This is a genomic window from Shewanella metallivivens, assembly GCF_028750675.1.
Lineage (GTDB): Bacteria > Pseudomonadota > Gammaproteobacteria > Enterobacterales > Shewanellaceae > Shewanella > Shewanella metallivivens.
The window spans coordinates 1-23,396 of record NZ_JAQQPZ010000001.1 but is presented as its reverse complement, the minus strand read 5'-3'; the positions used below and the strand labels follow the sequence as shown (position 1 = coordinate 23,396).

Sequence of the window (23,396 nt, the reverse complement as noted above, 5' to 3'; positions counted from 1 at the left end):
AATCAAGGCAGAATAATAGGTTATTCGTCGCCCTTGGCACTTATTTCGAGCTGTTTAACTCGGCTAAATAATTCATCTAATTGACGGAAACGCACAGTGTTACGACGCCAAAGTTTGTTTTCCATTGCAATAGTAGCAGAAGAATACACGCCTTTGTCACGAATAACACTCGTTACATTGGTCCCACCAGAGACATGAACACCATCAGCAATGGATAAATGCCCAGAGATTGCACAGTCACCACCAATAATACAATACTTACCAATGGTCGAACTGCCCGCAATAACTGTACCGCCAGCAATCGCACTGTTTTGACCAATGATCACATTATGGGCAATTTGAATCTGATTATCGATAATGACACCGTCATGAATTTCAGTATGTGACAACGCCCCTCTGTCGATACTTGTGCACGCACCAATTTCGACATGATTACCAATCCTAACACCGCCGGTTTGGGGGATTTTAATCCAATTACCGCGATCATTGGCATAACCAAAGCCATCAGAACCAATTACGGTACCAGACTGAACAAGACAGTCTTGCCCCAAATGAACATCATGATAAATCGTTACGTTAGCCCAAAGTCGCGAGCCAGAACCAATAATAGTGTCTTGGCCAATAACACAACCGGGACCAACTTGAACGTTTTCGCCTAAAATGACACCCGCTTCAATCACCGCGTTCGCGCCAATAGCAACACCTTCACCAATAATGGCTGAAGGATCTATATGTGCAGACGGATGAATACCTAACGCTTGTTTAGGTGTGGTATCGAGCAGTTGTGCCACACGGGCAAACCCCACATAAGGGTCGGCAACAATTAATGCATTGCCTTGGTAAAACTCAGCTTCTTTTTCGCTCAGCAATACCGCGCTAGCTTGAGACGCCTCAAGCTGTGCACGGTATTTACCATTGGCTAAAAAAGAGAGTTGACCTTGTACCGCATCTTCAAGTGTTGCAACACTGGAAATTTCTAGTGTTGCATCACCTTTAATCGTTGCGTTTAATAGCTGGCCAAGCTCTTTTAAAGTCACTTTTTGCATATTACTTATTTGCCTTTGCTTAAGGCTTCAACCACTTTGCCGCTAATGTCAGCTTCTGGCTTAACAAAAATAACCGCACCACGTTGTAACACTAGGTCGTAATCTTCTTTACCAGCAATGGTATTAATCGCTTTTTGAACCTGAACTAATAGTTTGTTTTGCTCTTCACCTTGACGGCGACGCATGTCTTCATCAAGTGCTTTGCCTTTTAATTGGAAATCAGACTTTAATGATTCCATTTTACGTACTAATTCAGTTTTTTGTGTTTCGCTCATTAATGCGCCGTCACGCTGTTGTTTTTCAACCAATGTACGCATTTCTTCCTGCATTTTTTGGACTTCAGCAACACGATCACCAAATTCGGCTTTTAATGATTTAGAAATTTGCTCGCGCTGTGGCAACTGCTCAAATACTTCACCCATGTCAACCACGGCGATTTTTTCAGCGTGTGCTAGCATTGGTGTCGCAAGAAATGCCAACGTTACTAATGCGCGATTTACCATCTTTTTCAAAGTAGACTCCTTTTAAACTTGTTGTTATCAGCAAAACTTGCCGAGTGTATTTGTTTTAGAACGTTTTGCCAATATTGAACGAGAAAATCTCTGTTTCATCGTCTTCGTACTCTTTAATCGGCCAAGCTAAACTGAATACCATTGGGCCCATAGGCGACAACCACTGTACGCTCATACCCCATGATGCCCGAATACGTTCAGGGTCGCTATAATCACTAAGCTGAGAGAATTGATCAGCAGGTAGATAACGATAACCATCATAATCAAATTCTGTATCCCACACGTTACCGGCGTCAACGAAGAAACTGGTACGTACCGAATTGGTATAAGCCTCATCTAAGAATGGTGTTGGAACAATCATCTCTATGCTGGCCGTCGCAATTGCGTTACCACCAATAGAGTTACCCTCACTCACATAAACAGAGTCTGGGTCACCAGCTAAGCTACAGCCATCCGCTGACGGATCTGGCGAACAAGGTTCACTGCCACGGTAGAGATAAAATGAACGTGGACCAACTGAGTTAGATGAGAAGCCACGCAATGAACTTGATCCGCCTGAGTAGTAGTTCTCCCAAAACGGTAAAATCTGGTCATTGTCGTTAAAACTACCATAGCCATTAGCGTAACCTAAATGCGCTCGCGCTAACAAAACAAATCCGTGTTGACGAGTCATCGGGAAATAGAAGTTAGTTTCAAAGTCAGTTTTGAAATACTGTAAGTCTGAGCCCGGTACTGTCACTTTACCGCTAAAACGTTGAGACGAACCATCTGTTGGGAATGTACCGCGGTTAAGCGTACTACGATACCAACCACCACTTAGCTCGAAGTTATCAAAGCTTAAATCAGAATCAACCGAATCATTCTCACGGTAAATATTGTAAAAACGGGTTGCCTGTTCATAAGATGAGATTTCAGAAATCGTGTTATGACGATAACCAATACCACCGTTTAAACGGTTAGATTCGTTTACGGGGAAGCCTGAAGAAAGCGCAACACCATAAGATTTATTCTTATAACGCTCAAGGTTTGCTTCGTTAGCATCAAACTCGTTCCAATAAACGCTTCCGCCTAAACTGACACCGTCTTTCGTAAAATAGGGATCGGTATAAGACAAGGTCGCACTTTTTGAATACTTGTTGGTGTTAATGCTCACACCTGCTTGGTTACCGGTACCCAGGAAGTTATTCTGTTCGATACCAAATTGTAAGCTAACACCTGACTCAGTACCGTAACCCACACCGGCATTGAACGAACCCGACGGTTGCTCTTTTACGGTTACGGCGACGTCGACAAGATCATCACTACCTGGCACTTGAATTGTTTCAGTTTCAACGGTTTCAAAGTAACCTAAACGGTTAAGACGCGTTTTAGACTGTTCAATTTGTGCTGAGTTTAACCAAGCGCCTTCCATTTGACGAAGTTCACGACGCATGACTTCATCTTTGGTCACGGCATTACCGGTAAAGTTAATCGAGCGAACATAAACACGTTTACCAGGATTCACATTGATGTTGAGGACAACTTCTTTGTTTTCATCATCAATTTCTGGATAGGTTTTGACTTCTGGGTAAGCATAACCAAAACGACCGAGATATTTACTGTACATTTCTTCGGTGAATGTCACATCTGCACCGTTGTACATATTGCCGGGTTTGATTGGTAAAATCGATCTCATTAACTCTTCACGCCCCATGAGGTCGCCTACTAAGTTAACGTCTTTAACCTTATACTTATCGCCTTCATTAACGTTAATTGTGATGTACAAACCTTTACGGTCTGGGGTCATCGCAACCTGCGTAGAGGTGACTTCAAAACGAATATAGCCTTGATTATGATAATAGGTCTTAATGGTTTCTAAATCGGCTTGAAGCTTTTGCTTTTGATAGCGGCGCTCACCGAATAAATCCCACCAGGCAACAAAGTCTTTAAGCTCGAGCATGCTAATCAGCTCTGAGTCAGAAAACACGGTGTTACCGACAACGTTAATTTGACGAATTTCGGCTGCTAGACCTTCAGTAAACTTAAATTTAAGTTCAACTCTGTTACGCGGTAAGTTAATGATTTGCGCTTCAACTTTAGCGCCATACTTGCCCACGCCGTAATAGAAATCTTGCAGGCCTTTTTCAATGCCTGACAACATGGTTCTGTCTAATGACTCACCTGATTTAACACCAGAACCATCAAGACTTTCTTGTAACTGTTCGTCTTTGATGTCTTTGTTGCCTTCAAATGAAATAATGCTGATGGTCGGACGTTCTTTGACACTGACATACAGAATGCCATCTTCATGGCTAATGCTGATGTTTTCAAAGTTGGTCGAACCATACAGGCTCTTAATGGCTTGCTGTAATTTAACTTCATCTATCGTGTCACCTACTTTCACAGGCAAACTTAATAGCGCTGCACCGAGAGCAACTCGTTGCAAACCTTCTACTTGAATGTCGGTCACTTCAAAAGGTTGGAAAGACTCTGCCCAACCATTCCCTGAAAAAGACGCGCCGACGAATAACATCGAGGCAAAAATTTTATTCAATCTCATAGAGCACTTCTAATTATTTGTCTGTCCTTGCTCAGAGTCGGGCAAAATCGTTGAATAAGGCTACGCCCATCAACATTAGCAGCATCGCTGCGCCAAACCTGAAACCTATTTCCTGCACCTTTTCCGGTACAGGCTTACCAGTAATCACTTCTACAAAGTAATACAGCAAGTGTCCACCATCGAGCACTGGCAAAGGCATTAAATTAATGATGCCTAAGTTAACGCTGATGAGCGCGATAAACCCAAGAAAGTACACTAACCCATAACTTGCACTGGCGCCTGCGCCTTGTGCAATCGAGATAGGACCACTTAGGTTTTTCACCGACACATCGCCGGTAAATAACTTTCCAATCATCTTGAAGCTGACGACAACAAGTTGCCACGTTTTGTCTGCTGCTGCGATGAGCGAATCTACTATGCCATACTCAAGTTCAAAGCGCATATTATCTGGCCAGGGTGCTTGAGTCGGGCTTATGCCAACAATACCGATGGTTTTCCCATCTGCGTTTTGTTGTGCTTTAGGCGTCACATCGACATGGATAACTTGACCATCACGTATCAATGTCATATTGATTATTTTATTGGCTGATGTTTGTACCACATCAACAAAAGCATTCCAATCACTGTAAGGATTACCGTTAATACTGGTTAAGGTGTCGCCTACCTGTAAACCCGCTTGCTCTGCAGCACTGTCAGCACTAACAACAGCAATGGTCGGATCGATACCCGGGCGAAAAATGCCTAGTCCTAAGGACGTAATCGGTGAAGTCTTTTCTGGGTCAAACACCCAATTACTAATATCTAAAGTGACCGTCTTTGTGGGCATATCCATACCCGACAACGTTGGCAACGGGGCAATGGTTAACTCCAGACTCGTGTCACCAATGTGGCTGACTAACGCTAGGTTAACCTCTTCCCAAGTGCGAACGTTTTGTCCTGACACCGCAATAATCTGTTGCGGTTCAACCACATTGATGATGCCTGCAGGACTGTCTAACTTAGTACTATCAATAACCGGTTTGAGTGACGGAGTGCCAATCATGTACATAATGTACAAAGCAACAATGGCAAAAATAAAGTTAGCAATGGGGCCCGCTGAGACAATCGCAATACGTTGCCACACCGTTTTACGGTTAAAGGCTTGGTCGACAAGTTCAGCTGGAACATCTTCAACCCGCTCATCGAGCATTTTGACGTAACCGCCCAACGGGATCATCGCCACCACATATTCGGTGCCGTCTTGGCCTACTTTACGCCAAATGGCTTTACCAAAACCAATAGAGAAACGCTCCACTTTAACGCCACAACGGCGAGCCACCCAAAAATGGCCGTATTCATGGGCAGTAATCAAAATACCCAATGCAACGATAAATGAACCAAGGCTCCAAAAAAAATCTATCATTATTTCCCTAAATTAATTAAGTGTTTTAATTACTGACTTCGCGGTAACGCGTGCTTGCTCATCGAGCTGTAAAATATCTTCAATACTGGCTAAACGAGTTTGTTGTACTGAATCTAAACAGCGACGGTTTACATCAGCAATGTCAGTAAAGCGGACCTGACCTTTTAAAAATGCATCAACAGCGATTTCATTGGCTGCGTTCAACACTGTCGTGGCTTCTTGACCTTGTTCGCAAGCTTGCATCGCTAATTGCAAACATGGAAACCGACTAAAATCAGGTTCACAAAAGCTTAATTGTCCGACTTTGAAAAAGTCTAAAGGTTCAACACCAGCGTGAATTCTTTGCGGATAGCTCATACAATGAGCAATTGGTGTGCGCATATCTGGGTTACCCATTTGCGCGATAACCGACCCATCTCGATATTGCACCATGGAATGAATCACACTTTGCGGATGAATAACCACTTTTAACTGCTCTTTTTGAGTATTAAACAGCCAACGAGCCTCAATAAACTCTAAACCTTTATTCATCATGGTGGCTGAATCGATCGAAATTTTGGGCCCCATAGACCAATTAGGATGATTACAAGCTTGAGCCGGTGTCATGGCACTTAACGCGCTTAGGTCACTGTGTAAAAACGGGCCACCAGAACCGGTTAACAAGATATGTGAAATACCATGTTGGCCAAGGTTACAATAACCGAGTTGCCCCTGAACTTGCGTGGGTAAACATTGAAAAATCGCATTATGTTCACTGTCTACAGGTAATACGGTTGCACCTGAGGCTTTAGCGGTATTCATAAACAATTCGCCAGACATCACTAACGCTTCTTTGTTAGCTAGCAGCACACGTTTACCTGCTTTTACAGCATCAAACGTAGGGACTAACCCAGCAGCGCCAACAATGGCGGCCATGACAGTATCTGTGCAACTATCTGTAACAAGCGCATTTAGCGCCTGTGCACCTGTTGTGACCTCGGTAACGCAATCGACGGGGAGTTGTGCTTTAAGCTGCACAGCGGCGTGTTCATCCACCATATGCGCATATTGTGGTTGATGTTGTAAACACAGTGCCAGCATCTTATCGACACTGGCATTGGCCACTAACCCGTAGACGTTAAATTCACTAGGGTTACTCTCTATCACATTGAGCGTACTTGCCCCTATGGAGCCTGTTGCTCCTAAAATCACCATATTTTGCATTGGCATTACATCCACATTGCAATGTAGATAAAGGTAAACACCGGAAAGGCTGCGGTTAAGCTATCGATGCGATCTAAAATACCACCATGGCCGGGTAAAATTGTGCCAGAATCTTTGATGTTGGCAGCACGTTTAAACATACTTTCAGATAAGTCACCAAATGCAGAAGCTAATGCGGTTATCAACGTCACTGCAACCAGCAAACCAAGTTCCTGTTCAGGCGCAACATACATAACGCCCGCAACCACAACCATAGTAGTCATCAACCCCCCCGCTAAACCTTCTAAAGTTTTAGCAGGACTAACGCTAGGCATCAATTTGTGTTTACCTAACGTTCGCCCAGCAAAGTAGGCTCCTGTATCGGTAGCCCATACCACTAACATCACTAAAAAGACTAGGGCGCCACCATAGTATGGATCAACATTGCTGCTTAACGATTTAAGTGCAATTAATGAGGCGAAACATGGTACTAAAGTGAGTTGGCCAAACATTGATTTAAGCATGGGGCTGGCTTGCCAAAACTTGGCACTTTTAGGAAAGCTAAACACCAGTACCGAACTGACTAACCACCAAAACACACCAATGGTGATAATGGCGAGGTACATTGGATGTAATTGGCCTTTAAACCACAACACATCTACTGGCACGGTTAGATTTAGCGCTATAAGCAAAAAACCTAATGTTGCCGTAAAAGACCATTGAGTCGCATTGCATTGAGGGTCAATAAAACTGCCCCACTCTTTCGCTGCAATTAAAAACACTGGCACTAAAATCCATGCAAAGTAATTTGCTGGTAATAAAAATATCGCCCCGAGTACAATTGGGATTAACCACAATGCTGTTATTATTCGTTGTTTTAGCAAAAACTAATCCTCTTAAATTTTATATTGCGCGTATTTCTTCAATTTGACTTCCAGTCAAACCAAAACGGCGCTGCCGACTAGCAAAAATGACAAGAGCATCGCGAAATGCTTGTTCATCAAAGTCAGGCCACAGGGTGTCAGTAAACACCAATTCGGCATAGGCGGCCTGCCACAAAACAAAGTTACTAATGCGGTAATCACCGCCGGTACGGATCATTAAATCAACTTCACTCTGATTTTGCATGCATAAATGTTCATTTAGTGCATCTTCAGTCATCTGACTGCTGCTGATTTCACCAGTTACGACTTTTTCGGCTAATTTTTGTGCCGCTTGTAGAATGTCCCAACGTCCACCGTAGTTAGCGGCAACATTTAATATCAATCCGGTATTAGCCGCCGTTTTCTCTTGAGCCGTGGCAATTTGCTTTTGCAAACGCGGGGAAAAACGGCTGATATCGCCAATAATATTGAGTTTTACTTGGTTCTTATCAAGTAATTTCAATTCGCGCTGTAATACCGTAAAAAACAGCTCCATTAATAAGCTGACTTCTTTATCTGGTCGGCGCCAGTTTTCACTCGAAAACGCAAATAGCGTTAATGATTTAATCCCTAACTGGCTAGCGGTGCTCACGGCACGACGCACCGCTTTAACACCGGCTTTATGACCAAACACTCGGGCTTTGCCCTGCTGTTGGGCCCAGCGGCCATTACCATCCATAATAATCGCAACATGCTTAGGTAGAGATTGTTTTACAACATCAGATAATTGTCCCGGCAGCAATTGCGAAGCGACTAACTCCGAATCCGCATTTGGATCTGAATCAAACTCAACTGTAGATGACATCTACGGCAATCCTTTATAAAAACAAACGCCGTGTAGTATACCCTTACACGGCGTGTTAACTCTAGCGTCTATGTCGAGAGATTATACTTCCATCAACTCTTTTTCTTTCGCCGCTAAAATTGTATCGATATTTTTGATGTAAGAATCAGTGTGTTTTTGCACTTCTTCTTCGCTACGACGTACGTCGTCTTCAGTACACTCTTTGGCTTTTTCAAGCTTCTTCACTTCACTGATCGCGTCGCGGCGTACGTTACGGATAGCAACTCGACCGTTTTCAGCTTCGTTCTTAACCACTTTGATAAAATCTTTACGACGTTCTTCAGTCAATGCTGGTAATGGAATACGTAGCGTTGCACCGGCAGACATAGGGTTTAAGCCTAAATCTGAACTCATGATGGCTTTTTCTACCGCTTGAACCATAGTGCGGTCAAACACAGTAACGGTTAATGTACGAGAGTCTTCAACACCCACGTTAGCGACTTGCTTAAGAGGCGCCATAGAGCCGTAGTAAGAAACCTGAATAGAATCGAGTAAACTTGGGTGCGCGCGACCTGTGCGCACTTTAGCCATTTGATTTTTAGTCGCATCAACGCATTTACCCATACGCTCTTGCGCATCTAACATAATAGTATCAATCACAATAATTTCCTTTTTGTCACAAATTCATGTGTGCTTGAGCTTTGGTCTAAGAATGACACAAGCAATAAAACAGCTCAAACAGTTAATTTACACTTTGATAAGAATAAATATTATTTGGTATAACTATTTTTTACTTCTGTGATTAGGCAGGTTGTTTACTGCTAATTACAGTACCTTCGTCTTCACCCATAATCACGCGGCGAAGTGCGCCAGGCTTGTTCATATTGAACACTAAAATTGGCATATCATGATCACGCGCCATGGTAAATGCTGCAAGGTCCATTACTTTTAATTCTGATTCAAGGACTTCGGCATAGCTTAACGTATCATATTTAACCGCTTCAGGGTTTTTCATCGGATCTGCAGAGTATACACCATCTACTTTTGTTCCTTTGAGTACCACTTCAGCTTCAATTTCAATTCCGCGTAAACACGCTGCAGAATCGGTCGTGCAAAAAGGATTACCAGTGCCAGCAGCAAAAATCACTACACGGCCTGATTTTAATAAGCTAATCGCTTCAGCCCAGTTGTAGTCATCACACACGCCTTTTAACGGAATGGCTGACATTAGACGGGCATTAACATATGCACGGTGCAAGGCATCACGCATGGCTAAGCCATTCATTACCGTTGCCAACATACCCATGTGATCACCCACCACGCGATTCATGCCAGCTTTTGCTAAGCCTTCACCACGAAACAGATTACCACCACCAATGACCACACCAACTTGAATGCCGAGTTCAACAAGTTCTTTTACTTCTTGTGCCATACGATCAAGTACTTTTGGGTCAATGCCGAAGCCTTCTTCACCCATTAATGCTTCACCGCTTAATTTAAGCAGAATACGTCTAAATGCTGGTTTTGGATTGGTGCTCATAGTTTTCGTCCTGATTATAACAAGACCGCAGCGGTAGCTGCGGTCTTAGGGTACTTAGAGAAAAAGCGATTACGCTTTTTTAGTTGCAGCGATTTGAGCAGCTACTTCAGCAGCAAAATCTTCTTCTTTCTTCTCGATACCTTCACCAACTTCTAAACGAATGAAGTTAGTCACTGTTGCTTTTTTCTCTTTAAGTACTTCGCCAACAGTTTTCTTAGGTTCCATGATGTAAGCTTGACCAGTAAGAGAGATCTCACCAGTGAACTTCTTCATACGGCCAATAACCATCTTCTCAGCGATTTCTTGTGGCTTACCTTCGTTCATTGCGATCTCTACTTGTAGAGCTTGTTCTCTTTCAACAAGTTCTGCAGGTACATCTTCAGGATTAACGAATTCAGGCTTAGAAGCAGCAACGTGCATCGCGATATGCTTCAACGTTTCTTCATCAGCTTCACCAGTAACAACAACACCAATACGGTCGCCGTGACGGTAAGAAGATAGGTTTGCACCATCGATGTATTCAACGCGACGAACGTTGATGTTTTCACCGATTTTAGCAACTAAGGCAACACGTGTTTCTTCAAACTGTGCTTTAAGTTCTTCGATGGTCACTTTAGATGCAGCAGCAACATCTAACACTGCGTTTGCGAAACCTAGGAAGTTTGAATCTTTAGCCACGAAGTCAGTTTGGCAGTTAACTTCTAAAAGCGCAGCGAAACCGTCGCCATTCTTGATAAGAATTGTACCGTCAGCAGCGATGTTACCTGCTTTTTTAGCAGCTTTTGCAGCGCCACTTTTACGCATGTTATCAATTGCTAATTCGATGTCACCGTTAGTTTCAGTCAGTGCATTCTTACAGTCCATCATGCCAGCGCCAGTGCGGTCACGAAGTTCTTTAACTTGGGCAGCAGTAATTGCCATTGTTAAATCCTCTAATTTAATTCGTCTAATTATGCATTTATAAAACAGGGGCCAAAAGGCCCCTGTTCACCAATTATTTATTGGCAAATAAGGGAGATGGAAACCACCACGCCTTATTAAACAGCTTCTACGAAACCGTCTTGCTCAGCTTGAACAGCTAAATCTTGACCACGGCCAGAGTTGGCAGCAGCAGCAACAGATGAAGTGTACAAACGAATAGCACGCATCGCGTCGTCGTTACCAGGAACGATGTAGTTAACACCGTCTGGCGCAGAGTTAGTATCAACAACTGCAACAACTGGGATACCTAGGTTGTTTGCTTCTTTAATAGCGATATGCTCATGGTCAGCACCAATAACGAATAATACGTCAGGTAAACCGCCCATGTTTTTAATTCCGCCTAAAGACTTTTCTAACTTGTCTAATTCGCGTGAACGCATTAGCGCTTCTTTCTTAGTCAGCTTGTCGAAAGTACCGTCTACAGACTGGCTTTCTAGCTCTTTAAGACGCTTGATTGACTGACGAACAGTTTTCCAGTTTGTTAACATACCGCCTAACCAGCGGTGATCAACATAGTACTGGTCACAAGAAATTGCAGCTTCTTTGATCGCTTCGCCAGCAGCGCGCTTAGTACCTACGAATAATACTTTACCTTTCTTAGAAGCAACGTTGCTAATGAAAGCTAACGCTTCGTTGAACATTGGTACAGTGTGCTCAAGGTTGATGATGTGTACACCGTTACGAGCGCCGAAGATGAAAGGCTTCATCTTTGGGTTCCAGTAACGTGTTTGGTGACCGAAGTGAACACCAGCTTGTAGCATGTCGCGCATTGAAACAGTAGTCATTGTATATACCTTAATGTAAGGGGTTAGACCTCCACGCATCCCATGTTTTCGACCCTTTTATTACCTTGATAATAAAAAAGCACCCCGAAAAATGTGTCGATACGTGTGTGATTTAGTATTTAAGTTAATTGCCATGTATAATAGCCGCCATATTTTACGGTTTGCCGAACTCTTTGTGATGATTTGTTTAAAATGCCTATAAATAAGCGTTTAATTACTTTCAAATACATCGAGCTTACTCGAACCGTACAACAACGATCTTATACACAACGGCGCGCTTTATACCATAATCGGCAGCTAATTACAAATTTTTGCCGTAAAATCCTTGGGTAAAACCAGCCAATTTTGACCGTCAAATGATAGAGAGTTTTCATGAGTATTGTGATTAAAAATGCAGACGAAATAACAAAAATGCGTGCCGCGGGCAAATTAGCCGCGCAGGTATTAGAAATGGTTGCCCCTTTTGTGAAAGCTGGCGCGACCACAGACGAGCTAAACGACATTTGTGCAAAATACACCGAAGAGCAAGGCGCAATTTCAGCACCACTCAATTACCATGGCTTTCCAAAATCAATTTGCACCTCTGTCAATGAAGTCGTGTGCCATGGCATTCCATCTGGATACGTTTTGAAAGAAGGCGATATGGTCAACCTTGATATTACTGTTATTTTAGACGGTTATCATGGTGATACTTCTAAAATGTTTTTAATCGGTGAAGTATCTGCAAAAGACAAACGCTTAAGTAGAATAGCCCAAGAAAGTTTATATTTGGCCATTCGCAAGGTTCGTCCTGGTTTAAAATTAGGCGAAATAGGTACGACCATCGAAAAATTCATCAAAGCGAGCAAAACAGGGCTTGATAAGTATTCCATCGTACAAGATTATTGTGGTCACGGTATTGGTGCAGGCTTTCATGAAGAGCCGCAAGTTGTACACTACAAAAACAATGACAAAACCGTGCTTAAACCTGGCATGTGTTTTACTATTGAGCCAATGATTAACGCTGGGCGCCACACTACGGTTTTAGATAAAACCGATAATTGGACCGTCACCACATCTGATGGTAAAAATTCTGCTCAGTGGGAGCATACATTACTGGTTACCGAAACCGGTGTAGAAGTATTAACTTTACGCGAAGAAGAAGACTTCCCTCGTATCATTAATCACTAATCGAAAAAGTAAGGATATCAATGAAAACTGCGCTGGCCGCCAAAAACGCATTAATTGACTTAAACCAGCGCTTAGTTGAGCAATACACAGCAAAACATGCTATTGCTGATATTGTTAAGCATCGCAGTCAATTTGTTGATTCTTTATTAACCCAAGCATGGCAAGCATTCGCCTTAAATAGTGGTGAGCTTGCTTTGATTGCGGTTGGCGGTTACGGTCGCGGAGAATTGCATCCTCATTCAGATATCGATTTATTGTTTTTAGTCAACGATGAACCGTTATCTGCCGAGTTAGAAAGCCAATTAAGTCAGTTTATTACTTATCTTTGGGACACCGGACTTGAAATTGGCCACAGTGTTCGTACGCTAAGCCAAACCATTGAGCAAGGCAAAGCTGACATCACCATTGCCACTAACTTAATTGAAGCTAGGCTATTAAGTGGTAGCGAAAAGTTGTTCGATTTACTCTATGACAACATTCGTCAACAAGGCTTTTGGCCTTCTTATGAGTTTTACAATGCCAAAAGAGATGAACAAATATCTCGCCACAGCAAAGCCAGTGCCTTTGATTTAGAACCTAACATTAAAACGTGCCCTGGTGGCCTGCGCGACATTCAAACCATTGCTTGGGTCGCCATGCGCCACTTTGATGCCGCCACCTTAGAAGAACTGGTCGAGCATGACTTTCTAGCGCCTGCAGAGCTTGAAGAGCTACTAGAGTGCCAAAACTTTTTGTGGGAAATCCGTTTTGCGCTGCACATCACCGCTAATCGCAATGAAAACCGGCTACTGTTCGATTTACAACGTCAAATAGCCAGTTTACTTGGCTATGAAGACGCGACACAGCTCGCGGTTGAGCAAATGATGAAACGCTACTATCGCACGGTACGCCGAGTGATGGAGCTTAATCAAATGCTATTGCAATTATTTAAACGTGCCACACTTGGGCACACGCAAGCATTAGAAATTCAGCCAATCAACGAGCAATTTCAACGCCGTGGTCGTTACATTGAAGTATTAGACGATGAGTTATTTACTCGCGCTAATGAAGAGATTTTACGTTTATTTTTAATGATAGCGAAAAACTCTAACATTCAAGATATTTACGCCCCAACCTTACGTTTACTGCGAAACGCTCGCCGTGGGTTAACCGCACCCTTGCAAGATAACCCGGCCTGTCGCAAAGTGCTGATGGAAATTTTAAAGCATCCCAGAGGCATTGAAGCGTTATCATTTATGCATAAACACGGTATTTTATCGTCGTATTTACCCGCATGGCGTAAAATCGAAGGCCAAATGCAGTTTGACCTATTCCATGCCTATACCGTTGATGAACACACCCACAGATTACTACTTAATATTGAACGTTTTTCTCAAGCGGAACAAAAAGACGAGTTCCCTCTTGGGGCGATATTAATCAACCAGCTACCTAAAAAAGGTTTATTGGTACTCGGCGCAATATTTCATGATATTGCAAAAGGTCGTGGCGGCGATCACAGTAAGCTTGGTTCAAAAGATGCCATCGACTTTTGTAAATTGCATGGCATGAACGATCATGACGGACGCCTTGTTGCATGGTTAGTTGAAAATCATTTAGTGATGTCTGTTACCGCCCAACGTCGCGATATTTCAGATCCTGATGTAGTGGCTGAGTTTGCCGATAAGGTCCACGATACGATTCATTTAAGCTATTTGTATTGCCTTACCGTTGCCGATATTTGCGCCACCAATGAAAAAACCTGGAACAACTGGAAAGCCTCACTACTGCGCGATTTGTATTTCTCGACACAGCGCGTATTGGCCCGAGGTAAAGAAAAACCGGTCGACGTGAAAGCGCGCGTAAGCGAGATCCAAGCTAAGGCCAAAAAAGAACTGATCCGTCGTGGCTTAAAAGAAAAAGACATGGACGCCCTATGGTCACGCTTTAAAACGGATTACTTTTTACGTCATCAGCCAAACCAAGTCGCCTGGCATGCCGAAGCCATTTTAAAGCACAACCGTGACGAACCATTAGTGTTAATGTCTAAGCACACCACCCGGGGCGGCACCGAGCTGTTTATTTACAGCAAAGATAAACCCAAACTGTTTGCCACGGTAATGACCGTACTCGACAATAAAAACATCAATGTTCATGATGCCAACATCATGACCTCAAAAGATAACTATGCACTCGATACTTTTGTCATATTAGAACAAGATGGTGAGCCGATTATTCAGTTGTCGCGCATTCAAAGTGTTCGTAAAGCGCTCGAAAAAGCCTTAGCGAGTGAAAATCCAAAGCTGCCTAAGTTCAGAAAACTGGCGCGGATCATGAAACCTTTTAATGTTGCCACTCACGTGAGTTTCTTACCCAGTGCCCGTCATGGTACAAGTATGATGGAATTAATCACTTTAGATACACCCGGGTTACTGGCTAAAGTCGGTGACACATTTTATCGTTGCGGAGTGACATTATTAGCGGCCAAAATCACCACTATTGGCGAACGGGCAGAAGATTTCTTTATCTTGCAAACCCATAGTGGCGCCGCGCTAGATGAGTCGCAACAGCAACAATTATCAGAAGCCTTAATATTGGCGCTGAAATCATCTAATTAATTTTTTAAACACAATGTTTATGCTAATTTTGAGCTAATCATTACCGACCAGGAGAAAACGATGGAGGCTTTACGCCAACGCATTGAAGCAGCATTCGAAACACGCCAAGACATTTCACCAACAAGTGTCGATGCGAGTGTCCGTGCTGATGTTGAAACTGTCATCAACATGTTAGACAAAGGCGAAGCACGCGTTGCTGAAAAAATTGACGGTGAATGGCATGTTCACCAATGGCTTAAAAAAGCAGTGCTACTGTCATTCCGTATTTTCGACAATGGCGTGATTGACGGTGGCGATACTAAATACTTCGACAAAGTACCGCAAAAATTTGCCGACTATGACGAAGCACGCTTTAAAGCGGAAGGCATTCGTGTCGTGCCACCAGCGACAGTTCGTAAAGGCTCATTTATCGGTAAAAACACTGTATTAATGCCATCTTACGTAAACTTAGGTGCTTATGTTGATGAAGGCACCATGGTTGACACATGGGCGACTGTTGGCTCATGTGCGCAGATTGGCAAAAACGTTCATCTATCTGGAGGCGTGGGTATTGGTGGCGTATTAGAGCCATTACAAGCCGGCCCTACCATTATTGAAGACAACTGCTTCATTGGCGCGCGCAGCGAAATCGTTGAAGGCGTTGTTGTTGAAGAAGGCAGCGTGATCTCAATGGGCGTTTACATTGGCCAAAGCACACGTATTTTTGACCGTGAAACCGGTGAAGTTCATTACGGACGTGTACCTGCTGGCTCTGTTGTTGTGTCTGGTAACTTGCCTTCTGCTTGTGGTAAATACAGCTTGTATGCTGCCATTATCGTTAAGAAAGTAGACGCTAAAACTCGCGGTAAAGTGGGTATTAATGAGTTACTGCGCATTGTTGATTAATCGTTGTAAGCAATGTATTCATTAACTAAAAAAGGCGCTGATAAGCGCCTTTTTTAGTTAACCTGATGTGATGGTTAGTGAGGTTATTTCTTTAAAATTGCATTGGCCAATAATTTCCAAGTTAACATACCCAACACTTGTTCTTTGTCATTTTGAACCAGTAAGTAATTAGCGTTGGTTTTCTCTAGGGCGATTTTGGCATCATTTAAAATAGTGTGACCGTTAATTAAATTCATTTTATGGGTCATTATTTGGTGCGCACGTTTATTTAATAAACTTCTATCGACCGCTCGCTCTGCTGCGGTATCAATAAATGGGCTGTGCCAAAATGCTAAGGTTTGGGTATCAATAATCCCTATGGGTTTACGTTCTTGCTCAGATAATACCACGGCAACGTCCAATTTAGCCTTTTTAATCATGGCTTCAGCGTGCTCTAAGGTATGGTACTCCTCTAAAAATACCACTGGAATCAATGGCAAGCTCGAAACATATTCTTCTTCTTTAAAATCTTCAACAGCCAAAATCTCTAAACAGGTATCAACCACATCGGCATCAAAACGTATCCCTCGGCCTTTCATTAACTCATCGGTTAACACATCCATCCCCAATGATGGACGGTATGGACGATGACTTAAAATAGAGTCTGCAATATCTGCAACCGCAATGATTCTAGCCTCTAATATGATGTCTTTACCTTTAAGCCCTTTAGGGTAACCCGAGCCATCTAGACGTTCATGATGCTGTAAAATCATTTGTTTAATTGGCCAAGGAAACTCTACCTCATCGACAATCATTGCTCCTTGTTCAGGGTGTTGTTTCACTAATTCAAATTCGGCATCGGTTAACCGTGAAGGTTTAGCCAAAATTTGACTCGGCAAAGCCAGTTTACCAATATCGTGGATTAACGCGCCTAATTTAAGCCCTTCTAAGCGTTCAGGTGACAACCCCATTTTCTCACCCATTAAATAGCTTAACTGCGCCACAGACTTTTGATGTCCTGCGGTATAGGCATCTTTTAACTCTAGCGCTTCAGATATTGCCCCAATCAATTGGACCAATATTAAGGTCATTTTCTCTTTCTGCGCCTTGATAATGCCAGACTGATGTGACACCGCTTTCATGGTTCTTGGCAGCTCAACGCTATGCCATAAAATGGTGGCAAAAATACTTAACGATTTAGCATCTACTTGCGTATAAGGCTTATCCCGATTACCGACACCAATAATACCCACTAATTTTTTACGGTAATGAATAGGAATACATAAATGGTTTTCAAAGGCAAAGTAGCCATCTTTTTGACTTTTACCTTCAATCACAGTAGTCAAATCATTATGAATAACCGCTTTACGGGTTTTAATCGTTTCCGCCCAAATTCCCGAATCGGCTTTATAAGTTTGCTTTTTCGGAATAGAAAAGTAATCGCCGACTTCTTTGTTCCAAGCGGTTTGAACAATTTGATTCGATTTTTCATTAAAAATATGAACATAACCGACTTTCGAATGAGTTAACGATAACCCTTGGTTAATTGCGGTGACAAACACTAAGTCGCCACTGGCATTGATGACCTGTTCTATTTGATCTAACCACTCATCACTGGACTGGATAGCTTGATGATAATCAGGATGAAGTTCATTTAACCAAGCTTTATCGAGTTCGATCTCGATAACACTAAGGCACCAATGTTCAACACTCTCAGTTAATGGAGTAAACCGTGCTTGTAATGCATGGCCTTTGTCATCAACAAAGTTAATCACATGAGAGCTATCGCGAAGCGAAAAATCGATGTCGTCGAGTTTTAATGTGGGAAATGCATTTGATAATGGTTGTTTTAAAATAGCTGAAATTGGCTTTTTAACTAGGGTATACAAGGGCTCGCTTAGCTTAATCAATTCAAGCCGGTTGTTTACAATGCCCCAACTTAGCTTTGCACTTTTGGGCACTTCAGATGGTTTTAAGAAAAAATCAGCTTTTTGTAGCATCAACAACCCTATAGAAAATTAACATTTACTCACCGTAAATGAGCTAAAACATAAATAACCTAGTGAAGACAATCCATTGAGATTTTGTTGTGCACCATTTAAATTGAGTATCTAATTCATTTTGAGCAATTCAAGTAGGTTATACACGTTGTCGTTATGCGGCATAAAACCATACTTGAACAATACCCTCTGGTGGGGTTAATCAAATTGCTTATGTTTGATTCTCTGACCGAACACGTTATTGTCGAGTCATAGGTAAGCTAGTGTGAGTAGCTTACCCCAATACCACGAATTAACGTCTCACAACTGTCATTAACAATAACACAATATTTATATCGGCCATAATACGGCATAACTTAAACTCAAATGTCCATAAACTGAGTTTACGTTACTCACTACATAACGATTAAAACACCACCGTTTTGTTACCGTAAACGACAACTTGTTCATTTAACACTAATTGTAATGCCTTACTCAGTACACTTTTTTCGACATCACGGCCATTGTGGGCGAGTTCTTCAGCACTATAACTGTGATCCACTGAAATCACATCTTGCTTAATAATCGGTCCTTCGTCGAGATGATTATTAACAAAGTGGGCTGTAGCTCCAATAATTTTAACGCCACGATCCCACGCTTGCTTATATGGCGATGCACCAATAAATGCTGGTAAGAATGAATGATGAATATTGATGATTTTATCCGCAAATGCTGAAACAAACTCTGGTGTGAGAACCCGCATGTATTTGGCCAATACCACAAAATCGGGATCATATGGCTGGATCACTTTAAGCATAGCTTGTTCATGCTCTTGACGATTTAACCCTTCATGACTGACATAATGAAATGGGATATCAAACTTTTCAGTTAATGGCTGCAATACATCGTAATTGCCGACGACTGCGGCAATCTCAACATCTAACCCACCATAATACGATTTCATTAAAATATCGCCCAAACAATGAGCTTCTTTGGTCACCATAATCACAATGCGTTTGGTGCACATATCAACAAGTTTCATGTGGTTTTGTGCAGGAAGCACTTCACGCAACTCGTTCAACAGGCGTTCATCATCAAACTGCCCTTCAAGTTCTGCTCGCATAAAGAAGCGGCCTTGAGCATGATCCACAAATTCGGTGTTTTTAATAATATTAAGATGATTAGCAAAACACACACTGGTAATTTTTGCGATTAATCCTTTCGCATCGGCACAATCAGTAATTAATACTTTGCGCTGTAATTCCGTTGGACTGCTGTTACTTGACTGATGACTCACGCTTACGACTCCTGTTAAATGGCCCAATACCAATCGTTTTGCCAGTTTGCCACTGAAAACGGCTCTTAGGGGAGTTTTTTTGATGATAAATGCTCATAAACACAAATTAATTTGTTTTGTGCATCGATTGCTAAAAAATAATGATCAATTTGTTAGGGCCTGTTGATCTTTCAAGGTAGTTTTGGCAGCAAATTGTTGGTCATTACTCACATTTACAACTGCGCGGAAGAGACTTTGAAGTGTCGTTATTCTCCATAAGAAGTCGATAACGCCGTAAAAATGGTCAACAAGCCCTAATTAGACGTAACTCGGTTTAGCGTCGTGAATCTAAATATTTTTGCAATAATTTACGTAGTGATTCAGCCTTAGTGCCATAAACCACCTGTACACCTTTGCCCATCACGACGACCCCTTTGGCACCGAGACGCATTAACCGTGCTTTATCGATTAAATTTGCTTGATTCACACTAATGCGCAAACGCGTTAAACAGGCGTTAATTTCGACAATGTTGTCGCGACCACCGAGCGCTGAAATCATCGCGAGTAAGCTTTCTTTAGGTGCTGACTCTTGGTCGGTTTGCTCTAATCTTCCAGGTGTTTTCAAGTTAAAGGCTAAAATGCTGACGCGAAATAAAGCATAGTAAATAATGGCGGTAATCGGTCCAAGTAGCCAAATCCAATAAGTATTAGCTGAGCGAGAAAAGAGCAAACTAAAGTCCACTAAACCGTGGGAGAACACGATGCTGTGGTGTACCTCCAATAAAATACACACACTGTAAGCCACACCAGTTAATAAGGCGTGCACAAAAAAAAGTAATGGCGCGATAAACATAAAAGCAAATTCAATCGGCTCAGTTACCCCTGTAAGCCAACTTGCCGTGGCAGCAGACAACATAATACCCGCAACTCGGTTACGTTCTGACTTGTCTGCACAGCGCCAAATAGCCATTGCCGCGGCGGGTAAGCCCCACATTTTAATCAAATAACCACCGGCTAAATTACCCGCTAGTGGGTCACCAGCCAGATAACGGGCAACCTCACCTCTCACGACTGTACCTTGGTTAATGTATTGACCGACTTCAAGGTAAAATGGTGCATTCCAAATATGATGAAGTCCTAATGGAATTAAGAGACGCTCGACGGTACCATAAACACCAAATGCAATTGCGGGGTCTTGATATACAGACCAATCAGATAAGTGCTCAATCACTAATGATAAGGGGGGCCAGACATGGCTGAGCACATAGGCCAATATCATCGACAATGGAATGACGATAATAGGCGCGCTTCGTCTACCTTCAAAAAATGAAAAAATTGCGGGCAATTTGACATGGTAGCTAATCTTTACTGCAAGGCAGGTAATCGCACCGACGAGCATGCCACCGGCAATACCGGTATCAATAGTCTGCATTCCCCACAGTGGTCTTGATACTAAACCGTAAATGTCAGTCAGCGCCCCCATGGTTGATAAAAAAACACCAAAACCAAATACGGCAGAAAACGCAGCAATCCCTTGATCACGACAAAAACCAATGGCCACCGCCACACTAAACAGTAAAGGCATCATGGTAAAAACCAAATTGCCTACGGCCGACAGTACAATATTGAGTTCATTAGGGATAAAAGGTAACGGATTGACAGTCAGGCCGAGCATAACCCCTGCAGCGGGTAATATCGCAATAGGAATTAGCAGCGCTTGGCTTAAGCGCTGGGCAAATTTAAACCATTGTTGCGAAAAAAAACTTATGCTTCGCTGGCCAATGTGGCGGCGTGTTGCCAAGTGCTTATCCATGTTTCAGCTTCAACTTCAGGTTCCATTGTTTCGCAAGCATCTATTTCCAGTGTCTCGGTCAGCGGTTTGGCACCAAGCTCAGCTAACAGTTCATCAAACTGTTTGATAGCGCCACAGAAAGTGTCATAACTAGAATCCCCCAAACCAATCAAGCTGTACTGTAACGCAGGTAAATAAGGCGCATTCGATTTGAGTTCGTTAAACCACGGTGCAATATCTTCAGGAATGTCACCCTGTCCTGTGGTAGAGCATACTACGATTAACAATTCATCTTGTGGCGGCACAAACCCCGATAACGCATTAGGTTGCAGAAGTTTAGTGGTAAATCCTAATTTTGCAATGGCCTTTTCAATGGTTTCAGCGGTATATTGGGCACTACCATAAACAGTACCAAAAACAATATTGACCTTTTTCATGGTATACTATTCCCTTAAATAAAATTCGATATAAAATGCGTTGAGTATGAATAACTTACTTTATTCGTTTAGCTTCTCGCAAGTGCCTTTTATAACGTATGTAAAATATATACAGAGCAATGATTGATATGTGCTCTAAGTAAAGACATTACGGAAGCAGTAGTATGCGACAAGTCAGCAGAAAGCGAAAACTCAAACTCCAACATAAATTCGCGCACATACGCCGTAATTATTATTTTCATGCCGAGCAGCAAGACCACGAGCTTTTACCCCCCATTGCAGAGTTCGAAAAGCTTAAAAAGGCCCTATATGATCACATGGAATAATACAGGCTTGCCATTACAGCTTAATATTGTCCGTTATTGATTTGCCTTAACTCAGTAACATACTCGGCATTGATGATAATTGATCATCATCCCAGCCAAATGCGTCAAACACAGTCAACCATTCTGCTTCTAATTCAGTTTCAATATGCATCGCTTGTTGCGTCACCGGATGCTCAAATTGCAAACTTTTGGCAATTAACCATAAGCGGTTGATGTTAAAGTGCTCTCTAAAAAATTTATTTTGTTTACCATCACCATGGGTAGTATCGCCTACGATTGGATGACGAAGGTGCGCCATATGACGTCGTAATTGATGCTTTCGCCCTGTATGAGGACTTAAACGCACTAATGCATATCGACTACTTGGGTATCGACCTGAACTAAATGGGATGTCAGTGTTTAATAGTGGCTGATAATCTGTGACCGCATCTTGTGCGGCTTTGTTAGGATCAACGTGCTTGTCGCCAATATCGTCAAACTCTTGCTTTAAAGGGTAATCTAAGGTGCCAGACTCATGCATATTACCGCGCACAATAGCCAAATATTGTTTCTTAATGCTGTGATCGGCAAACTGTTCGCACAACTGGCGTGCTACATCACTGGATTTAGCGAACAACAACACTCCCGATGTAGGCCGGTCTAAACGGTGTACAGGAAAGACGTGACAACCGACAAGATCCCGTGTCATTTGCATTGCAAAAAAGCGTTCTTTACGCGCCAAATAACTGCGATGAACCAACAATCCTGAAGGTTTGTGAATCGCCACAATGTGGTCATCTTCATATAATATTTCAATTAATGGAGGTTGTTCATCTGCCTCTGTTGCAACATCAGTGCTCATTAAAGGCGCTGTATCCTCAATAAACTCAGGGTCATAGCATTCGTCGTTATCAGTAACAGATATCACATCGTTATCTTTAGCATTCATTATGGGTATCACTTAACTTATGAGGATTAAACAATTCAATGGGTTATTGTTGGCTGAGTAAAGTATCAAAGTCGCGTAAATGGCGTATCAGCTCCGCATAATCAGTCATACCTTGCCACACATGTTCAGCCATAGGCGCAATGGCCATATTGGCCGGTAACGGATGTTGAAACTCAATAAGTTCACTCATTTTTGGTATAAAAATAAACTGTAACCACTGCTCAAATGCCATGGTGTCGCAGGCAAAAGGGGCGCTGCTAGCCATAGCCTGCACACTGGGCGTACTATCAGCCCACAAAGAACTCTGCTTAAGTATTTGTTCTAAAATAATTAAAT

The 23,396-nt window shown here is 42.5% G+C and carries 20 protein-coding genes; 3 read left to right on the top strand and 17 right to left on the bottom strand.

The annotated features are described in order from the left end of the window. Positions 1–20: 20 nt before the first annotated feature. The 11 genes from lpxD to rpsB form a co-directional block, all read right to left on the bottom strand. Positions 21–1,046: a UDP-3-O-(3-hydroxymyristoyl)glucosamine N-acyltransferase gene (gene lpxD / locus PQR79_RS00100; RefSeq protein ID WP_238106117.1), complete on the bottom strand. Its 1,026-nt coding sequence runs from the start codon at positions 1,044–1,046 to the stop codon at positions 21–23. Positions 1,047–1,051: 5 nt separating this feature from the next. After that, the gene (locus PQR79_RS00095; protein ID WP_238106166.1) at positions 1,052–1,549 is read right to left on the bottom strand and encodes an OmpH/Skp family outer membrane protein; all 498 of its coding nucleotides are present in this window, start codon (positions 1,547–1,549) and stop codon (positions 1,052–1,054) included. Between the two features lie 64 nt (positions 1,550–1,613). Then, entirely contained in the window at positions 1,614–4,097 is a 2,484-nt protein-coding gene (gene bamA / locus PQR79_RS00090; protein ID WP_238106118.1) for an outer membrane protein assembly factor BamA, read from the bottom strand. 31 nt (positions 4,098–4,128) lie between these two features. Continuing rightward, on the bottom strand, positions 4,129–5,499 hold the full coding sequence (rseP, locus tag PQR79_RS00085; protein ID WP_238106119.1) for a sigma E protease regulator RseP: 1,371 nt from the start codon (positions 5,497–5,499) through the stop codon (positions 4,129–4,131). A 12-nt stretch (positions 5,500–5,511) separates the two neighbouring features. Next, on the bottom strand, positions 5,512–6,702 hold the full coding sequence (gene ispC, locus PQR79_RS00080) for a 1-deoxy-D-xylulose-5-phosphate reductoisomerase (RefSeq protein WP_238106167.1): 1,191 nt from the start codon (positions 6,700–6,702) through the stop codon (positions 5,512–5,514). A gap of 5 nt (positions 6,703–6,707) precedes the next feature. After that, entirely contained in the window at positions 6,708–7,565 is an 858-nt protein-coding gene (locus PQR79_RS00075; RefSeq protein ID WP_238106120.1) for a phosphatidate cytidylyltransferase, read from the bottom strand. A gap of 19 nt (positions 7,566–7,584) precedes the next feature. After that, a complete protein-coding gene (gene uppS, locus PQR79_RS00070; protein ID WP_238106121.1) occupies positions 7,585–8,409 on the bottom strand; it encodes a polyprenyl diphosphate synthase in 825 nt (274 codons plus the stop codon). An 81-nt stretch (positions 8,410–8,490) separates the two neighbouring features. Further along, positions 8,491–9,033: a ribosome recycling factor gene (frr, locus tag PQR79_RS00065; protein WP_303648153.1), complete on the bottom strand. Its 543-nt coding sequence runs from the start codon at positions 9,031–9,033 to the stop codon at positions 8,491–8,493. A gap of 157 nt (positions 9,034–9,190) precedes the next feature. After that, on the bottom strand, positions 9,191–9,928 hold the full coding sequence (gene pyrH / locus PQR79_RS00060; RefSeq protein WP_238106123.1) for a UMP kinase: 738 nt from the start codon (positions 9,926–9,928) through the stop codon (positions 9,191–9,193). Positions 9,929–9,997: 69 nt separating this feature from the next. Then, positions 9,998–10,849: a translation elongation factor Ts gene (tsf, locus tag PQR79_RS00055; RefSeq protein ID WP_238106124.1), complete on the bottom strand. Its 852-nt coding sequence runs from the start codon at positions 10,847–10,849 to the stop codon at positions 9,998–10,000. A gap of 116 nt (positions 10,850–10,965) precedes the next feature. Then, the gene (gene rpsB / locus PQR79_RS00050; protein WP_188839377.1) at positions 10,966–11,694 is read right to left on the bottom strand and encodes a 30S ribosomal protein S2; all 729 of its coding nucleotides are present in this window, start codon (positions 11,692–11,694) and stop codon (positions 10,966–10,968) included. A 372-nt stretch (positions 11,695–12,066) separates the two neighbouring features. On the opposite strand from rpsB, the gene map reads away from it, so the two are divergent. The 3 genes from map to dapD are packed head-to-tail and all read left to right on the top strand — an operon-like array spanning position 12,067 to position 16,343. Beyond that, positions 12,067–12,864, top strand: coding sequence for a type I methionyl aminopeptidase (gene map / locus PQR79_RS00045; RefSeq protein ID WP_238106125.1), 798 nt, complete (start codon positions 12,067–12,069; stop codon positions 12,862–12,864). Between the two features lie 20 nt (positions 12,865–12,884). After that, positions 12,885–15,458: a bifunctional uridylyltransferase/uridylyl-removing protein GlnD gene (glnD, locus tag PQR79_RS00040; protein ID WP_238106126.1), complete on the top strand. Its 2,574-nt coding sequence runs from the start codon at positions 12,885–12,887 to the stop codon at positions 15,456–15,458. 60 nt (positions 15,459–15,518) lie between these two features. Continuing rightward, on the top strand, positions 15,519–16,343 hold the full coding sequence (gene dapD / locus PQR79_RS00035) for a 2,3,4,5-tetrahydropyridine-2,6-dicarboxylate N-succinyltransferase (RefSeq protein WP_238106127.1): 825 nt from the start codon (positions 15,519–15,521) through the stop codon (positions 16,341–16,343). Positions 16,344–16,426: 83 nt separating this feature from the next. Here dapD and PQR79_RS00030 read toward each other — a convergent pair whose 3' ends face one another. From PQR79_RS00030 to PQR79_RS00005, 6 genes are all read right to left on the bottom strand, one after another. Further along, on the bottom strand, positions 16,427–18,322 hold the full coding sequence (locus PQR79_RS00030; protein WP_238106128.1) for an HD domain-containing phosphohydrolase: 1,896 nt from the start codon (positions 18,320–18,322) through the stop codon (positions 16,427–16,429). A gap of 406 nt (positions 18,323–18,728) precedes the next feature. Continuing rightward, on the bottom strand, positions 18,729–19,598 hold the full coding sequence (gene purU / locus PQR79_RS00025) for a formyltetrahydrofolate deformylase (protein ID WP_238106129.1): 870 nt from the start codon (positions 19,596–19,598) through the stop codon (positions 18,729–18,731). A gap of 313 nt (positions 19,599–19,911) precedes the next feature. Then, positions 19,912–21,390, bottom strand: a complete 1,479-nt coding sequence (locus tag PQR79_RS00020; RefSeq protein WP_238106130.1) for a PTS transporter subunit EIIC — start codon at positions 21,388–21,390, stop codon at positions 19,912–19,914. Then, positions 21,342–21,806: a flavodoxin gene (locus PQR79_RS00015; RefSeq protein WP_238106131.1), complete on the bottom strand. Its 465-nt coding sequence runs from the start codon at positions 21,804–21,806 to the stop codon at positions 21,342–21,344. Before PQR79_RS00015 ends, PQR79_RS00020 begins: the two co-directional genes overlap by 49 nt. Before the next feature lie 372 nt (positions 21,807–22,178). After that, a complete protein-coding gene (gene truC, locus PQR79_RS00010) occupies positions 22,179–22,973 on the bottom strand; it encodes a tRNA pseudouridine(65) synthase TruC (protein WP_238106168.1) in 795 nt (264 codons plus the stop codon). 130 nt (positions 22,974–23,103) lie between these two features. Next, the gene (locus PQR79_RS00005) at positions 23,104–23,391 is read right to left on the bottom strand and encodes a YqcC family protein (protein WP_274408373.1); all 288 of its coding nucleotides are present in this window, start codon (positions 23,389–23,391) and stop codon (positions 23,104–23,106) included. Positions 23,392–23,396: the final 5 nt, after the last annotated feature.

What these genes read in the sequence shown, in the direction of transcription:
- PQR79_RS00015 (WP_238106131.1), bottom strand. Translation starts at nt 21,806, where the DNA reads ATGAAAAAGGTCAATATTGTTTTTGGTACTGTTTATGGTAGTGCCCAA.
- PQR79_RS00020 (WP_238106130.1), bottom strand. Translation starts at nt 21,390, where the DNA reads ATGGATAAGCACTTGGCAACACGCCGCCACATTGGCCAGCGAAGCATA.
- PQR79_RS00030 (WP_238106128.1), bottom strand. Translation starts at nt 18,322, where the DNA reads ATGCTACAAAAAGCTGATTTTTTCTTAAAACCATCTGAAGTGCCCAAA.
- glnD (WP_238106126.1), top strand. Translation starts at nt 12,885, where the DNA reads ATGAAAACTGCGCTGGCCGCCAAAAACGCATTAATTGACTTAAACCAG.
- pyrH (WP_238106123.1), bottom strand. Translation starts at nt 9,928, where the DNA reads ATGAGCACCAATCCAAAACCAGCATTTAGACGTATTCTGCTTAAATTA.
- truC (WP_238106168.1), bottom strand. Translation starts at nt 22,973, where the DNA reads ATGAGCACTGATGTTGCAACAGAGGCAGATGAACAACCTCCATTAATT.
- dapD (WP_238106127.1), top strand. Translation starts at nt 15,519, where the DNA reads ATGGAGGCTTTACGCCAACGCATTGAAGCAGCATTCGAAACACGCCAA.
- ispC (WP_238106167.1), bottom strand. Translation starts at nt 6,702, where the DNA reads ATGCAAAATATGGTGATTTTAGGAGCAACAGGCTCCATAGGGGCAAGT.
- bamA (WP_238106118.1), bottom strand. Translation starts at nt 4,097, where the DNA reads ATGAGATTGAATAAAATTTTTGCCTCGATGTTATTCGTCGGCGCGTCT.
- lpxD (WP_238106117.1), bottom strand. Translation starts at nt 1,046, where the DNA reads ATGCAAAAAGTGACTTTAAAAGAGCTTGGCCAGCTATTAAACGCAACG.
- uppS (WP_238106121.1), bottom strand. Translation starts at nt 8,409, where the DNA reads ATGTCATCTACAGTTGAGTTTGATTCAGATCCAAATGCGGATTCGGAG.
- frr (WP_303648153.1), bottom strand. Translation starts at nt 9,033, where the DNA reads ATGTTAGATGCGCAAGAGCGTATGGGTAAATGCGTTGATGCGACTAAA.
- map (WP_238106125.1), top strand. Translation starts at nt 12,067, where the DNA reads ATGAGTATTGTGATTAAAAATGCAGACGAAATAACAAAAATGCGTGCC.
- PQR79_RS00095 (WP_238106166.1), bottom strand. Translation starts at nt 1,549, where the DNA reads ATGGTAAATCGCGCATTAGTAACGTTGGCATTTCTTGCGACACCAATG.
- rpsB (WP_188839377.1), bottom strand. Translation starts at nt 11,694, where the DNA reads ATGACTACTGTTTCAATGCGCGACATGCTACAAGCTGGTGTTCACTTC.
- rseP (WP_238106119.1), bottom strand. Translation starts at nt 5,499, where the DNA reads ATGATAGATTTTTTTTGGAGCCTTGGTTCATTTATCGTTGCATTGGGT.
- tsf (WP_238106124.1), bottom strand. Translation starts at nt 10,849, where the DNA reads ATGGCAATTACTGCTGCCCAAGTTAAAGAACTTCGTGACCGCACTGGC.